Source organism: Brevundimonas sp. GW821-FHT09G01, assembly GCF_059416065.1.
Genome location: NZ_JBWKOL010000002.1, coordinates 112,377 through 127,215 on the forward strand (window position 1 = coordinate 112,377; position 14,839 = coordinate 127,215).

At 68.3% G+C, this 14,839-nt stretch carries 18 protein-coding genes and 1 riboswitch; of the genes, 11 read left to right on the forward strand and 7 right to left on the reverse strand.

Annotation, left to right across the window (positions count from 1 at the left end; translation table 11 throughout):
* The first annotated feature begins 73 nt into the window (after window positions 1-73).
* The 9 genes from AC07NB_RS05285 to gcvPB all read left to right on the forward strand — a co-directional run bounded on the left by AC07NB_RS05285 (window position 74) and on the right by gcvPB (window position 9,229).
* Window positions 74-772 carry a Tat pathway signal sequence domain protein gene (locus AC07NB_RS05285; protein ID WP_492313813.1) on the forward strand — a complete coding sequence of 233 codons (699 nt, stop codon included), beginning with the start codon at window positions 74-76 and terminating at the stop codon, window positions 770-772.
* Complete coding sequence (gene argS, locus AC07NB_RS05290; protein WP_494571208.1) at window positions 773-2,575, forward strand: arginine--tRNA ligase; 1,803 nt, start codon at window positions 773-775, stop codon at window positions 2,573-2,575. It begins immediately after the preceding gene.
* Window positions 2,576-2,608: 33 nt separating this feature from the next.
* Complete coding sequence (locus AC07NB_RS05295) at window positions 2,609-3,619, forward strand: adenosine deaminase (RefSeq protein ID WP_494571209.1); 1,011 nt, start codon at window positions 2,609-2,611, stop codon at window positions 3,617-3,619.
* Window positions 3,616-3,936 carry a hypothetical protein gene (locus AC07NB_RS05300; protein WP_494571210.1) on the forward strand — a complete coding sequence of 107 codons (321 nt, stop codon included), beginning with the start codon at window positions 3,616-3,618 and terminating at the stop codon, window positions 3,934-3,936. Before AC07NB_RS05295 ends, AC07NB_RS05300 begins: the two co-directional genes overlap by 4 nt.
* Window positions 3,937-4,054: 118 nt before the next feature.
* Window positions 4,055-4,152, forward strand: a riboswitch (glycine riboswitch).
* Window positions 4,153-4,292: 140 nt separating this feature from the next.
* On the forward strand, window positions 4,293-5,405 hold the full coding sequence (gene gcvT / locus AC07NB_RS05305) for a glycine cleavage system aminomethyltransferase GcvT (protein WP_494571211.1): 1,113 nt from the start codon (window positions 4,293-4,295) through the stop codon (window positions 5,403-5,405).
* An 11-nt stretch (window positions 5,406-5,416) separates the two neighbouring features.
* Entirely contained in the window at window positions 5,417-5,782 is a 366-nt protein-coding gene (gene gcvH / locus AC07NB_RS05310; protein WP_291837832.1) for a glycine cleavage system protein GcvH, read from the forward strand.
* Window positions 5,783-5,786: 4 nt separating this feature from the next.
* Complete coding sequence (locus tag AC07NB_RS05315) at window positions 5,787-6,299, forward strand: hypothetical protein (protein WP_494571212.1); 513 nt, start codon at window positions 5,787-5,789, stop codon at window positions 6,297-6,299.
* A complete protein-coding gene (gcvPA, locus tag AC07NB_RS05320; protein WP_494571213.1) occupies window positions 6,300-7,646 on the forward strand; it encodes an aminomethyl-transferring glycine dehydrogenase subunit GcvPA in 1,347 nt (448 codons plus the stop codon).
* A 14-nt stretch (window positions 7,647-7,660) separates the two neighbouring features.
* The gene (gene gcvPB / locus AC07NB_RS05325; protein WP_494571214.1) at window positions 7,661-9,229 is read left to right on the forward strand and encodes an aminomethyl-transferring glycine dehydrogenase subunit GcvPB; all 1,569 of its coding nucleotides are present in this window, start codon (window positions 7,661-7,663) and stop codon (window positions 9,227-9,229) included.
* A 35-nt stretch (window positions 9,230-9,264) separates the two neighbouring features.
* Here gcvPB and AC07NB_RS05330 read toward each other — a convergent pair whose 3' ends face one another.
* On the reverse strand, window positions 9,265-9,870 hold the full coding sequence (locus tag AC07NB_RS05330) for a TetR/AcrR family transcriptional regulator (protein ID WP_494571215.1): 606 nt from the start codon (window positions 9,868-9,870) through the stop codon (window positions 9,265-9,267).
* Between the two features lie 71 nt (window positions 9,871-9,941).
* On the opposite strand from AC07NB_RS05330, the gene AC07NB_RS05335 reads away from it, so the two are divergent.
* A complete protein-coding gene (locus AC07NB_RS05335; RefSeq protein ID WP_494571216.1) occupies window positions 9,942-10,865 on the forward strand; it encodes an SDR family oxidoreductase in 924 nt (307 codons plus the stop codon).
* A 128-nt stretch (window positions 10,866-10,993) separates the two neighbouring features.
* The gene (locus AC07NB_RS05340; protein ID WP_492313823.1) at window positions 10,994-11,458 is read left to right on the forward strand and encodes a DUF6789 family protein; all 465 of its coding nucleotides are present in this window, start codon (window positions 10,994-10,996) and stop codon (window positions 11,456-11,458) included.
* Window positions 11,459-11,519: 61 nt separating this feature from the next.
* Here the strand turns inward: AC07NB_RS05340 and AC07NB_RS05345 are convergent, their stop codons facing one another.
* From AC07NB_RS05345 to AC07NB_RS05370, 6 genes are all read right to left on the reverse strand, one after another.
* Entirely contained in the window at window positions 11,520-12,032 is a 513-nt protein-coding gene (locus AC07NB_RS05345; RefSeq protein ID WP_291835039.1) for a F0F1 ATP synthase subunit B, read from the reverse strand.
* The gene (locus AC07NB_RS05350) at window positions 12,032-12,625 is read right to left on the reverse strand and encodes a F0F1 ATP synthase subunit B family protein (protein ID WP_291835036.1); all 594 of its coding nucleotides are present in this window, start codon (window positions 12,623-12,625) and stop codon (window positions 12,032-12,034) included. Before AC07NB_RS05350 ends, AC07NB_RS05345 begins: the two co-directional genes overlap by 1 nt.
* 71 nt (window positions 12,626-12,696) lie before the next feature.
* Window positions 12,697-12,921 (reverse strand): F0F1 ATP synthase subunit C, encoded by a 225-nt coding sequence (locus tag AC07NB_RS05355; RefSeq protein ID WP_056619394.1) that lies wholly within the window; start codon window positions 12,919-12,921, stop codon window positions 12,697-12,699.
* Between the two features lie 55 nt (window positions 12,922-12,976).
* Complete coding sequence (locus tag AC07NB_RS05360) at window positions 12,977-13,750, reverse strand: F0F1 ATP synthase subunit A (protein WP_291835025.1); 774 nt, start codon at window positions 13,748-13,750, stop codon at window positions 12,977-12,979.
* 7 nt (window positions 13,751-13,757) lie between these two features.
* Entirely contained in the window at window positions 13,758-14,117 is a 360-nt protein-coding gene (locus AC07NB_RS05365) for an AtpZ/AtpI family protein (protein WP_291835022.1), read from the reverse strand.
* A gap of 249 nt (window positions 14,118-14,366) precedes the next feature.
* The gene (locus AC07NB_RS05370) at window positions 14,367-14,786 is read right to left on the reverse strand and encodes a hypothetical protein (protein ID WP_494571217.1); all 420 of its coding nucleotides are present in this window, start codon (window positions 14,784-14,786) and stop codon (window positions 14,367-14,369) included.
* Window positions 14,787-14,839: the final 53 nt, after the last annotated feature.

Here is a 14,839-nt window from a genome sequence, read left to right on the forward strand (position 1 = left end):
TAGCCGCTATCAGCGGCAAGCGTGCGGACGGCGTCGGGCTGTCGCCGCCTCCTCGTGATCTGGAAGAGCATTGATGCGTCGCGTCCTGAAGGTTTCCCTGGCCTCGGCTCTTGTCGCCGCCACCCTCGCGGCCGTCGCGCCCGCCGCCGTCGCGCAGAGCCGGCCGGGCGGACGCGGACAGGATCCGGCGGGCCGCGACCGCCCCGAACCGGGCGAGCAGACCGGCGACCGGGCCCGTCGGGTGCGCATCGCCCCGCTGCAGCGCCGCTCGGCGGCCGGTCCCTGCCCCTATGTGAAGATCCTCTACGACGCCGCCCGCTACGTCGAAATGACCGGCGACCGGGTCGCGGCCGCCAACGTCGGCTACACCGGCGAGATGGAGGGCCTGGTGTCCGACTGCGCCTACCAGGGCGACGGGCCGATCCAGGTCGAGACCCGCGTGCTGTTCAACCTGGGCCGCGGACCGCAGGCGCAGGGCGACGGCCGCACCTACCGGTACTGGATCGCCGTCACCGAGCGGAACAGCGCCGTGCTGGAGAAGACCTATTTCGACCTGCCGGTGACGTTCGAGAACGGCGCCACCACGACGACGGTCACCCAGGACAACACGATCGTCATCCCGCGCGCCTCTGCCACGACCGCGGGCGACCATTTCGAGATCCTGGTCGGCTTCGACATCACGCCGCAGATGGCCGAGTTCAACCGATCGGGCAGCCGTTTCCGCGTCAACGCGGGCGCCGCCGCCCCCACGACCCAGCCCCCGGCCCAGTAAATGACCGATCTCAGAACGGAACTGGGCGAAGCGGTCGGGGCCGCCTTCGCCGCCGAAGGCGTGGACCCCGCGCTGGCGCGCGTCACCCCCTCGGACCGGCCCGACCTGGCCGACTTCCAGTCCAACGGCGCCCTGGCCGCCGCCAAGGCCCTGAAGGCCAATCCGCGTGAGCTGGCCGGCAAGATCGCGGCGCGCCTGGAAGGCGATCCGCGCCTGGCCTCCGTCGAGATCGCGGGCCCGGGCTTCATCAACCTGAAGATCGCCGACGCGGCCCTGGCCCGGCGCGCGACCGAGGTGGCCACGGACGCCGAACACGCCGGAGCCGCGGTCGTCGCCGAAGCCCGCAAGGTGGTCATCGACTACGGCGGCCCGAACGTGGCCAAGCCGATGCACGTCGGCCACCTGCGCAGCGCCATCATCGGCGAAAGCCTGAAGCGGCTGTTCCGCTTCCGCGGCGACGACGTGACCGGCGACGCCCACTTCGGCGACTGGGGCTTCCAGATGGGCCTGCTGATCGTCGCCTGCGGCGACGAGGGGCTGGCCGACGCCTTCATGGCCGAGGGCGACGGTCCCTTCCCGGCCGAAAGCCCGGTGACCCTGGGCGACCTCGACCGGCTGTATCCGCTGGCCGCCGGCAAGGCCAAGGAAGACCCGGCTTTCCGCGACCGCGCCCGCAAGGCGACGGCGGAGCTGCAGGGCGGCCGCCCCGGCTACCGCGCCCTGTGGAAGCATTTCGTGGCGGTCAGCCGCGAGGCGCTGAAGCGCGAGTACGGCGACCTGTCGGTCGATTTCGACCTGTGGAACGGCGAGAGCGACGCCGATCCGCAGATGCCCGAGATGCTGGAGCATCTGAAGGCGACCGGCCTGCTGGTCCCCGACGACGGGGCGCAGGTGGTGCACGTCGCCCGGCCCGGCGAGACCCGCAAGAAGAAGCTGGCCGACGGCTCGGTGATCGAGGCCCCCTCCCCGCCGCCGCTGCTGGTGATCAGCTCGGAAGGCTCGGCCATGTACGGCACGACCGACCTGGCCACGATCCTGGACCGCAAGAAGGCGCTGGCGCCGGACCTGGCCCTGTACGTCGTCGACGAACGCCAGGCCGAGCATTTCGAACAGGTGTTCCGCGCCGCCTATCTGGCGGGCTACGCGGCCGAAGGCGCGCTGGAGCACCTCGGCTTCGGCACCATGAACGGCCAGGACGGCAAGCCCTTCAAGACCCGCGCGGGCGGCGTCCTGAAGCTGCGCGACCTGATCGACCAGGCGACCGAAAAGGCGCGCGAGCGCCTGCATGAGGCCAAGCTGGGCGACGACCTGCCGCCCGACGCGTTCGAGGCCATCGCGCACAAGGTGGCGATCGCCGCCCTGAAGTTCGCCGATCTGTCGAACGCCCGGACCACCAGCTACGTCTTCGACCTCGACCGCTTCATGAGCTTCGAGGGCAAGACCGGTCCCTACCTGCTGTATCAGGCCGTGCGCATCAAATCCCTGCTGCGCCGGGGCGAGGAACAGGGCGCCCGGCCCGGAGCCATCGTCATCGCCGAACCGGCGGAGCGCGACCTGGCCCTGACGCTGGACGCCTTCTCGCAGGCGGCGGCCGAGGCCTACGACAAGCGCATGCCGCACGTGATCGCCGAGCACGCCTACCGGCTGGCGCAGTCGTTCTCGAAATTCTACGCCGCCTGCCCCGTGCTGGTGGCGCCGGACGAGGCGACCAAGGCGTCGCGGCTGGCCCTGTCGAAGGCCACGCTGGATCAACTGGTCCTGACGCTGAGCCTGCTGGGAATCGACACGCCGGAGCGGATGTAGGCTAGACTGGCGGGGCCTTTCAGGAGCCCCCTCATGTCGCTCGACGCCTATATCGCCGGTCTGCCCAAGGCCGAGCTGCACCTTCACATCGAGGGCTCGCTGGAGCCCGAGCTGATGTTCGAGCTGGCGCAGCGCAACGGCGTGGCCATTCCATTCGACAGCGTCGAGGCCGTGCGCGCGGCCTATGACTTCTCGAACCTACAGGACTTCCTGGACATTTATTACGCCGGGGCCAACGTCCTGCTGACGCGCAAGGATTTCGAGGACCTCGCCTTCGCCTATTTCCAGCGCGCGGCCGCGGACAACGTCCGCCACGCAGAAATCTTCTTCGACCCCCAGACCCACACCGACCGGGGCGTGCCCTTCGACGTGGTGGTCGAGGGCCTGATCGCGGGCATGGAGCGGGCGAAGACCGAACTGGGCGTGACCTCGGGCCTGATCCTGAGCTTCCTGCGTCACCTGAGCGAGGAGGAGGCCTTCGCCACGCTGGAGATGGCCAAGCCCTACCTGCACCACTTCATCGGGGTGGGGCTGGATTCGTCCGAGGTCGGACATCCGCCGTCGAAATTCGTCCGCGTTTTCGCCGCTTCCCGGGAACTGGGCCTGAAGCTGTGCGCCCACGCCGGTGAGGAAGGCCCGCCCGCCTATGTGCACGAGGCGCTGGACCTGCTGCACATCGACCGCATGGACCACGGCAACCGCTCTATGGAGGACGAGAGCCTGATCGAGCGGCTGGCCGCCGAGCAGATGACCCTGACCGTCTGCCCCCTGTCGAACCTGAAGCTCTGCGTGGTGAACGACCTGAAGGACCACCCGGTCCCCGAGATGCTGCGCCGGGGCCTGCACGTCACCCTGAACTCGGACGACCCGGCCTATTTCGGAGGCTATGTGAACGCCAACTACGCCCGTCTGGCCGAGGCCGTCGGCCTGACCCGTGAACAGGTGACGCAGATCGCGATCAACAGCTTTGAAGGCAGCTTCCTGGGCGGGGCGGACAAGGCGAAGCGGATCGCGGAAGTGAAGGCGTACGCGGCCGCGCGATGACCCTGCCGGCGACCGTTTTCTGCTTGATAGCCATAGGCGTGGCGGCGCTGAACGCGGCGGCTGTATTCGCGGCGGCGTTCGAGGCCGGACGTCTCAGAGCGAATGGCGAAGTTCCACGCGAGACTCCTGACTTCCTGCTGTCGCTTTGGGATCCGTTTTCCACCCGCTTCATCGAACACGTCTACACCAACGCCCACGCCCTCTATCGCAGCCGGTTCATCACGCGCTGTGTGTACATCGTCCGCGTCACCGCTCCGCTCGCCGTGATCTTCATCAGCGCCATGTTCATCCTGATGATCGCCGGCAAGCTCCGCTGAGCGAAAATGCGAGGACTCCCGGCGCACGCCGGTCTTCCGGTGGTGTTTGATCGGCGGGGATCGCGACCCATTCCACTCGGCGCAGCTTGACTTCACCCCGGAGTCGGGGTCTTGGAGCGGGGCTCTCGCGGGAGAGATCGGGACTGCCTCGGCAGACCCGGAGCCGAAGGCGCAACCGCCCCGGAAACGCTCAGGCAAAAGGACCGCGAAAGCGCACGGACGCTGGAAAGCCGCCGCATGGCGCGCCGACGGAGCAAGTCCCGGATCACGTCCGGGGCGGAATCTCTCAGGCTTCAGGACAGCGGGGGCGCGAAGACGGCGGAGCTTCCGCCAAAACCCGCGACCGCGAGAGTCTGATGACCGATCAAGCCTTGAAGACCACTCCCCTGAACGCCGCGCACCGCGCGCTGGGCGCCCGCATGGTCGGCTTCGGCGGCTATGACATGCCGGTGCAGTATGAAGGGGTGCTGGCCGAGCACCGCTGGACCCGCGAGCACGCCGGCCTGTTCGACGTGTCGCACATGGGCCAGTGCAAGATCACCGGCGCGGACGCCGTGACCCAGTTCGAACGCTTCGTGCCCGGCGACTACCAGGTCCTGAAGTCCGGCCGGCAGAAGTATTCGCTGCTGCTCAACGAGAGCGGCGGCATCATCGACGATCTGATGGCCGGCAAGCCCGACCACGACGGCCTGTTCGTCGTCGTCAACGCCGGCAACAAGGACGAGGACTTCGCCTTCTGGGAAGCCAACCTGCAGGGCGACGCCAAGCTGAGCGTGCTGGACCGCGCCCTGATCGCCATCCAGGGGCCCGAGGCCGCCGAGGTCATGGCCGCCCACGATCCGGTCTTCAACGATTTCGGCTTCATGGACAGCGCGCGTCTGATGCTGTTCGGCGTGGACTGCTACGTCTCCCGCTCGGGCTACACCGGCGAGGACGGCTACGAGATCTCGGTCCCGGCCGCCGACGCCGAGCGCATCTGGAACGCCATCCTGAAGGACGCCCGCGTCAAGCCGATCGGCCTGGGCGCCCGCGACAGCCTGCGCCTGGAAGCCGGCCTGCCGCTGCACGGCCACGACATCGACGCCTCGACCAGCCCGGTCGAGGGCGCGCTGACCTTCGCCCTGTCAAAGTCGCGCAAGGAAGCCGCAGATTTCAACGGCGCCGATCGCATCCTGAAGGAACTGGCCGACGGCCCGAGCCGCGTCCGCGTCGGCCTGAGCGTCAAGGAAGGCGCCCCGGCCCGCGAAGGCGCCGAGATCGCCGACCTGGACGGAAACATCATCGGCACGGTCACCTCGGGCGGCCCCTCGCCGACGCTGGGCCGCAACATCGCCATGGGCTATGTGCCCCCCGCCTTCGCCGAACTGGGCACGGACCTGAAGGTCCTGGTGCGCGGCAAGCCCGCCGCCGCCGAGGTCGTCGCCATGCCCTTCGTCGCCCAACGCTACTACCGCAAACCCAAGGTCTAAGGATCACTCCCATGCGCTTCACCAAGGATCACGAGTGGGTCAAAGTCGACGGCGACATCGCCACCGTCGGCATCTCCAAGCACGCCGCCGACGCCCTGGGCGACGTGGTGTTCGTCGAAACCCCGGACGCCGGCAAGGCCGTCTCGAAGGGCGACAGCTTCGCCGTCGTCGAGAGCGTCAAGGCCGCCTCGGACGTCTACGCCCCGGTGTCGGGTGAAGTCGTCGAAGGCAACGCCGTCCTCGCCTCGGCTCCGGAAACCGTCAACGCCGACCCGGAAGGCGAAGGCTGGTTCGCGAAGATCCGCGTCTCGGACGCCTCGCAGCTGGACGCCCTGATGGACCGCGCCGCCTACGACGCCTTCCTCGCCACCCTCTGACGCGGTGTTCACGGTCTACTTCAGCCACGCGACGACGACGCCGTTCCAGCCAGGCCTGCGCCAGCTGGTCGAGGCGGCGCTCATTGACTGCGGCGCGGAGCGGACCGGTCTGGAGGCTGAAGTCCGGCTCAACGACGGGGCGCTTCTGTACCTGTTCGGGGAAGACGAGAACGAGGGGATGCTCGCCGAGTATCCCGTCCTCACCCCGACGGTCGCCGAGGCGCTTCTCGCGATCCTGTCGAGGACCAACAGCTTTCTGCTCGGTGATCCCCAGGGCGCCGCCCTGGTGCGCGCCATGGGCGTCGTGGGCGATCCCCGCGCGCCCCTGATCTTCGCGCCGCAGATCACCGAGAGCGAGTCGGCCGACGTCCTTCTGGATCTGCTGAAGCAGATTCACGAGGACAGCGCGGGCTCCGAGCACACGCCCCGTCCGACGCCTGTTCACACGGCGCGACGCCCTTCAAAGCCCGGCCCGGGCTCCTTCATCCTCGATCTCCTCTTCGGGAAAGCTGTCTAGATGCGTTACCTCCCCCTGACGCCCGACGACCGTGAGGCCATGCTGGCCGCGATCGGCGCCAAATCCATCGACGACCTGTTCGTGGACGTGCCGCAGGCGGCGCGCCGCGAAGGCTTCGTCGACCTGCCGCGCGTGGCGGGCGAACTGGAAGTCGAGCGCACGCTCTCGGCCATGGCCAACAAGAACGCCTCGGCCGGTTCGGTGCCCTTCTTCTGCGGCGCCGGCGCCTACAAGCACCACGTCCCGGCCACCGTGGACCACGTGATCCAGCGGTCGGAATTCCTGACCAGCTACACCCCCTACCAGCCGGAAATCGCCCAGGGCACGCTGCAGTACCTGTACGAGTTCCAGACCCAGGTCGCGAACCTGACCGGCATGCCGGTGGCCAACGCCTCGCTCTATGACGGCTCGACCGCCATGGCCGAGGGCGTGCTGATGGCGACCCGCGTGACCCGCCGCAACAAGGCGGTGATCTCGGGCGGGGTGCACCCGCACTACGTCCGCGCCACCGAGACCGTGGTCCACGCCGTCGGCGTCGAGACCCTGGCCCTGCCCGCCGCCGTGGACGCCGAGGCGGACGTGATCGCCCAGATCGGCCCGGACACAGCCTGCGTGGTCGTCCAGACCCCGAACGTCTTCGGCACCGCCACCGACGTGACCAAGATCGCCGAGGCCGCTCACGCCGCCGGCGCCCTGCTGATCGTCGTGGTCACCGAGGCCGTCTCGATGGGCCTGCTGAAGTCGCCCGGCGAGATGGGCGCGGACATCGTCGCGGCCGAGGGCCAGTCGATCGGCAACGCCCTGAACTTCGGCGGCCCCTACGTCGGCCTGTTCGCCACCCGCGAGAAGCTGATCCGCCAGATGCCGGGCCGCCTGACCGGCGAGACCGTGGACGCCGACGGCGAGCGCGGCTTCGTCCTGACCCTGTCGACGCGCGAGCAGCACATCCGCCGCGACAAGGCGACGTCGAACATCTGCACCAACTCGGGCCTCTGCACCCTGGCCTTCACCATCCACATGAGCCTGCTGGGCGAGACGGGACTGCGCAAGCTGGCCCTGCTGAACCACGAGAAGGCCGTGGCGACCCGCGACGCCCTGGCCGCCATTCCAGGCGTCGAGGTCCTGACCCCGCGCTTCTTCAACGAGTTCGCGATCAAGCTGCCCAAGAACGCCGCCGAAGTGGTCGACACCCTGGCCGGACACCATGTGCTGGCGGGCGTGCCGTACAGCCGTCTGGCCCCCGACGCGGGCATGGACGACGTGCTGCTGGTCGCGGCCACCGAAACCACCCTGGATCACGACATCAAGTTCCTGGCGAAGGCTCTCGCCACGGTCCTGGCGGCCTGAGCGGAGATCGAACGATGAGCACCATGAACACCGTCGGCCGCCCGACCGCCCCGAACCAGGTTTCCGAGAAGCCCGCCACCCTGACCGGCGGCCGCGGCCTGCTGCAGAACGAAGCCCTGATCTTCGAGGGCGAAGGCTGGGGCAAGACCGGCGTTGACCTGCCGGAACCGAAGACGACCGGTTCGGACCTCGGCGATCTGGTCCGCAAGGATCCGATCGGCCTGCCGGGCCTGAGCGAGCCCGAGGCCATGCGCCACTATGTGCGCCTGAGCCAGAAGAACCACGCCATCGACCTGGCCATCTATCCGCTGGGCTCGTGCACGATGAAGCACAACCCGCGCCTCAACGAGAAGATGGCCCGCCTGCCCGGCTTCTCGGACATCCACCCGCTGCAGCCGATCTCGACCGTGCAGGGCGCGCTGGAGCTGATGGACACCCTAGCCCACTGGCTGAAGACCCTGACCGGCATGCCCGCCGTCGCCCTGTCGCCCAAGGCGGGCGCGCACGGCGAGCTGTGCGGCCTGATGGCCATTCGCGCCGCGCACGAGGCCTCGGGCCAGCATGAGAAGCGCCGCAAGGTTCTGGTGCCGACCTCCGCCCACGGCACCAACCCGGCCACCGCCGCCTTCGTCGGCTATTCGGTCGTGGAAGTGGCCCAGACCGACGACGGCCGCGTGGACGTCGCCGACCTGGCCTCCAAGCTGGGCGACGACGTCGCCGCCATCATGGTGACCAATCCCAACACCTGCGGCCTGTTCGAGCGCGACATCCTGGAGATCAGCCGCCTGACGCACGAAGCGGGCGCCTATTTCTACTGCGACGGCGCCAACTTCAACGCCATCGTCGGCCGGGTCCGCCCGGGCGACCTGGGCGTCGACGCCATGCACATCAACCTGCACAAGACCTTCTCGACGCCCCATGGCGGCGGTGGTCCGGGCGCGGGTCCGGTGGTGCTGTCCGAGGCCCTGGCTCCCTTCGCCCCGGCCCCGTGGGTCGTGCACGACGACAACGGCTATCGCCTGGTCGAGCGCGAGGAAGACGAGGCCGCCCAGGCCTTCGGCCGCCTGTGCGCCTTCCAGGGCCAGATGGGCATGTACGTCCGCGCGCTGAGCTACATGCTGAGCCATGGTTCGGACGGCCTGCGTCAGGTGGCCGAGGACGCGGTCCTGAACGCCAACTACATCAAGGCCCGCCTGCAGGACCTGATGAGCCCGGCCTTCCCGGACGGCCCGTGCATGCACGAGGCCCTGTTCGACGACGAGTGGCTGAAGGGCACGGACATCACCACGCTCGACTTCGCCAAGGCGATGATCGACGAGGGCTTCCACCCGATGACCATGTATTTCCCGCTGGTCGTCCACGGGGCCATGCTGATCGAGCCGACCGAAACGGAATCGAAGGCCGAGCTGGACCGCTTCATCCACGCCATGCGCCTGCTGGCCGAGGCCGCGAAGGCCGGCGACGTCGACCGCTTCAAGGGCGCGCCGTTCCACGCTCCCCTGCGTCGTCTGGACGAGACCCGCGCCGCCCGCTCGCCGGTGCTGCGCTGGACCGCCCCGGATGGCTCCAACCAGGCGGCCTGATCACGATAGCCTCCTCCGCCGCGCGGGGGAGGCCGTCACCCCGCGACGCGCCTGAGCGCCGCGAACGCCGCGCGGCCTAAGACCTCCGGGTTCGCTGACGGGTCTTTCAGCCAGGCCTCCGTGGACAGCTTCAGGATACTGACGGCCGCGCCGGCGACCACCCGGCAGCTGATGTCGTCCTCGGGCAGTCCCTTGCGGGCCGCCAGGGTCTGCGCCAGCAGCCGTTCGATCCGCTCGTACTTGGCCTGATCGCCGGGCTGCAGGGACGGCGTGCAGCCGATCAGGGCGGCCACGGCGCGCATTTCCTCGGATCGGTGGCGCTGCGCCAGATCGACGAAGGCGTTCTCCACCATCTCCAGCAGAGGCTCGTCCGCCGGCCGCACGGCCACGGCGTCAGCGATCAACTGCGGAAACTGCGCCTTGGTCGAGAGGATGATCTCCTCCTTGCTGCCGAAATAGTTCAGCAGCGTCCGCCGCGAGACGTCGGCCGCCGCCGCGACTTCGTCCAGAGTCGTGGCCTCGAACCCCTTCTCGAGGAACAGCCGGACGCCTTCCGTCTGAATGCGGGCGTGCGTCTCCGCGCGCTTGCGCTCGCGCAGACCGGGCTCGCTGGAAGAATTGTGATATTGCACTTCTTGCATATTTGCACCGGATGCAGATACGCAAGCCGGAGCCCTTCGAGGCGACTGGTTTCAACGACAGGATAAAGCCGATGGCGACGTGGACCACAAAGGATATTCCCGATCAAAGCGGCAAGCTGGCCGTGGTGACCGGCGCGACTGGCGGGCTGGGGCTGGAAACGGCCATCGCTCTTGCGGGCGCGGGCGCGGAGGTGGTGCTGGCGGCCCGCAATCCCAGGAAGGGCGCGGAAGCCGAGCAGCTGATCCGCGCGCGCCATCCGTCGGCTAATGTGCGCTTCGATCTGCTGGACCTGGGCGATCTGGCCTCGGTCACGGCCTTCTCGGACCGATATCTGGCCGCGGGCCGGCCGATCGACCTGCTGATCAACAATGCGGGCGTCATGGCCCTGCCGAAGCGGCAGAGCACGGCCGACGGGTTCGAGATGCAGTTCGGCACGAACTACCTGTCCCATTTCGCCCTGACGGCGCGCCTGCTGCCCCTGCTGACGGCGGCGAAAGCCCGGGTGGTGCAACTGTCCAGCATGGCGCACCGCGGAGGGCGCATCCGTCTGGATGACCTCAACTACGAGCGGGGCTATCGGCCCTGGCCGGTCTATCAGCAGTCGAAGCTGGCCATGCTGATGTTCGCCCTGGAACTGGATCGCCGCAGCCGGGCGAACGGCTGGGGTCTGACCAGCGTCGCGGCGCATCCGGGCTTCGCGCGGACCGACCTGATCACCAACGGGCCGGCCGTGGACGGCGGCGCCCTGTTCGCATGGGGCACCAGCCTGATTACGCCCTTCCTCAGCCATTCGGCGGCCCAGGGCGCCCTACCGACCCTGATGGCCGCCACGGCTCCCGGCGTCGCCGGCGGCCAGTATTTCGGCCCCCAAGGCTGGCAGGAGATGAAGGGCCCGCCCGGACGCGGCAAGATCGAATCCCAGGCGCTGGACGCCGCCGTCGCCAAGCAGCTCTGGGCCGCATCGGAGGAGCTGACCGGCGTCGCCTTCCCCTGACGCGTCCGACCTCGCTTCCTCCCGCACCTGCGAAGCACGCCAAAGTGAATGTCCTCTCCCGTCAGAGGCGTATGCTTGCGTTGCGTTGTCAGAACCGGAAACAGGCGTTGGAGGCGCTGCAGGTCATGATGTCACGCGTACAAAAGGGTCTGGTCGCGGGTTTTGCGGCCACCGTGGCGGTCTCGATCATCGAGGCCGTGAACATGACGGTCGGGCACTGGGCGGTGAGTTTTCCGCAACTGCTCTCCGTCATGCTGAGGACACCGGATATTCCAGCGGTCGGTTGGATCGCGCACATCGTGGTCGGCACCCTGGTGCTGGGACCGCTGTTCGCCATCCTCTGTCCCCGGCTGCCGACGGATACGCCTGAATCGAAGGGCATCCTGTTCGCCGTAGGCGCCTTCATCCTGATGGGCCTGACAGTCGCGCCGATCGCCGGCATGGGCATGTTCTTCATGCGCGGCGGCTTCGGCACCCTGGCCTGGATGATCGTCAGCCACGCGATCTTCGGCATCGTGCTGGGCAACGTCTACGGCCGGCTGGTGCGACGCGAGAAGCTGCATCCGCCGATCCACGCGGCCCCGGCCCACTGAGCAAGAAAAAGACCCCGCCGGCGAACCGGCGGGGCCTGATTGTTTTGACCTGACGGCCTGATCAGTTCAGCCGCGTGCCCAGCTGAGCGATGGCGGCGTCGAGGAGCGGATCGCTCTTCTGGCCGGCCACACGGGCGGTCAGGATCTGTTCGGCGGCCTTGGCGGCCAGATCGGCGGCGGCGGCCTTCACCTCAGCGGCGGCCTGGGCCTCGGCCTGGGCGATGCGACGCTCGGCCAGAGCCTGACGGCGGGTCAGGGTCTCTTCTAGCTTGGCTTTCGCCTCTTCTTCCATGCGGCGGGCGTCGGCTTCGGCGGCCTTCAGCATCTCGGCGGCCTGGGCTTCTGCCTCGGCCTTCTCGGCGCGGATCTGGGCCAGCAGGGCCTCGGCCTCGGCGCGCAGGCGGGCGGCCTCGTCGAGTTCAGCCTGGATCTTGGCGGCCTTGGCGTCGAGCACGCCCGCGACCAGCTTGGGCACGCCTGCGATGGCGGCGATCACGAAGAAGATGATCAGACCGATGGCGACCCAAAGTTCCGGGTTGGCCAGGTCGTAGAGATGGGGATTGAAGAATTCCATCAGGCGGCGCCCTTCACGGCGGCGGCGGCTTCAGCGCCGGTCGGCGCTTTACCGGTGAGACGTTCGACAATCGCTACGGCGGTGTCCGACGCGATGGTCGAGACGTTGGCCATGGCGGCGTCGCGGGTTTTGCCGATCGCAGCTTCCGCCTCGGCGATACGAGCCGAGACGACGGCCTCTTCCGCGGCGGCGCGGGCGTTGGCTTCGTCGGTCACGCGGGTCTTGGCGGCGGTGGCCGTGGCGCGCGAGGCGGCGCGGGCCTCCTCGACTTCGCGCTTGGCGGCTTCGGCCTGACCGGCGGCTTCAGCCTGCACCTGACGAGCCGTCTCGACCGCGGTCGAAATGGTCGAGGCGCGCTCATCGAACACGCGACGCATGCGCGGCGCGAAGATCTTGGCGATCAGGAGGTAGAGAACGGCGAACAGGAAGACCAGATAGACGATCTGGCCGACCCAGTGCTGGAACTCGAACTGGGGCAGGCCGCCCGACTCGTGTTCACCGCCGTGAGCGGCTTCGGTCGTGGCGTGCGTGTCCTCGACCGCGACCGGGTGGGTCGCGTCTTCGGGCATGACGGGGTGGGCTTGAGCGGTCATCGGTCGCCTGGAGAAGAGTCTGGAAGGTCGTCAGCCAGCGGCGCGGACCGGGTCCGCGCCGCCAAAGCCGATTACGAGATCCAGATCAGGATGCCCATGACGAAGGCCAGGATGCCCAGGGCTTCAGCCAGGGCGGCGCCGACGAACAGGTTGCCGATTTGCGAGCCGGCGGCCGACGGGTTGCGCAGGGCGCCCGCCAGGAATTGGCCGAAGATGTTGCCGACGCCGATGCCGGCGCCGATCATGCCGCACATCGCGATGCCGGCGCCAATGAGTTTAGCGGCTTGGGGATCCATGGTCTCAGTCCTGTTGGTCTAGGTTTTGGTTGGGTTGGAAAGAACTGGTCCGGCCCTAGTGGGCGTGGTCCAGGTTGACCACATCGTTGAGGTAGATGCAGGTCAGAACGGCGAAAACGAAGGCCTGAAGGAAGGCCACGAGGAACTCGAGGGCGGTCAGGCCGATGGTCATGCCCAGCGACAGCGGGAAGACCAGGATGCCGAACCAGCCGGCGCCGCCGATGATCGCGGTGGCGACGAAACCGGCGAACACCTTCAGGGCGATGTGGCCGCCCATCATGTTGCCGAACAGACGAAGCGTCAGGGTGATGGGGCGCAGCAGGAACGAGAAGAACTCGATCAGGCCGACGACGGGGCGCATGACCAGCGGGGCGCCGGTCGGCCAGAACAGCTTCAGGAAGCCGACACCGTTCTTGACGATGCCGACGATGACCACCAGCGCGAAGGTGATGACGCCGAAGGTGGCCGTGATGGCCAGCTGCGAGGTGGCGGTGAAGCTCAGGAACATGCCGAGCAGGTTCATCGCCAGGATGAAGGTGAAGATCGAGAAGACGAACGGGAAGTATTTCTTGCCGTCGTGACCGATGATGGACTCGGTCAGGCCGTCGATCATGCCGAAGAGGGTCTCGCCCACGGCCTGCATGCGGCCCGGGACGACCTTGGCGCCGTTGGTCACGAGCGTCAGGAAACCCACGACGATGACGAAGGCGATGGTCATCGCCAGGTGCGAGTTCGTGAACGCGAGATCGACCTTGCCGACGAGCGGCAGGGTGACGTCGGGCAGATCGACGATCTTCTGGATCTGGAACTGGTGTAGCGGATCGGCCATCGGTCGATCAGGCTCCTTCATCTTCGTCGTCGAAGGGAACCGACTTCGGCTCCCCACTCTTGTTGGCCTCGGCCATGAGACGCTGCGCCGTGCGCCACGCCATCCAGACCGAGAGGGCGAAGCCCAGAAGGACCCCGCCGATAATTCCCACCGGCGAGGTGCCGGCGAAATGATCGACCCCGAAGCCGATCGCGAGACCCACGAAGACGCCGCCGAACAGGTCGGCGATGATCTTCCAGGCCTGGCCCGCCGCCGCCTGACCCGCAGCCTCGTGAGAGAGCGGCGGCGCGGTGCGCGCCTCCAGGTCGGATGCGCTCTTGTTGAGACGAGCGATCGCCTCTTCGCGCGATTCCGGTGGCAGGGACATGGCGGCCTCAGCGCTCCTTGATCCGCCGGTTGGCGAACCCCGGAGGGGGTCTGAATTCGGCGCGGAACCTATAGGCGAGACCCCCGCAGGTCAAGGCGGCGCGAGGATGCTTTAGATCATTGAAAATGCGCACGATTATTTCGCCGTTTGAGCGGGCGTGGCGAACGGTCGCTGTGCTGCGTGAGGATTCGCGCACGGGCCGTCGAACCGGGCCGCATCAAAGTGACGGCGACGACCGCGCAACCGCGTCTATCGGCCCGGCGTCGGCGCCGGGATCGCCGGCTCCTCGCCGCAGCGCAGGCCGGTGTAGAGGCCGTTGAGGTAGTACCAGCGCTGCTCGATGGACCGCGCCCGGGCCTCGCGGCGCTCGCGTTCCGGCCGGGTCAGGGCGTCCGCGCCGGCCAGGGCCAGGCCCGCGCCGGGGATGAGCATGGAGGCGCCCGCGCGGCCGACGCCGACGACCGAACTGAACACTCCGCCGCCCTGCCCGCCCCCCATCTGCGCGCTGAGGTCGGCCGCCTCGTCGGAAATCTGCCGGCAGTTCATGGCCGAGTCGCCGGTGCGGAAGATCTGCAGCTGCTCGGGCGGCGGCGATCCCGCCGGCGCCTCCTGGGCGAGCACGGGCCCGGCGGCGAGCGCCAGGGCGAGAGACAGGACGATGGATTTCATGACGACGCTCCGAACCGCCCCGGTTCAAAACGGCATGCCGGCCTCTAGGTTGC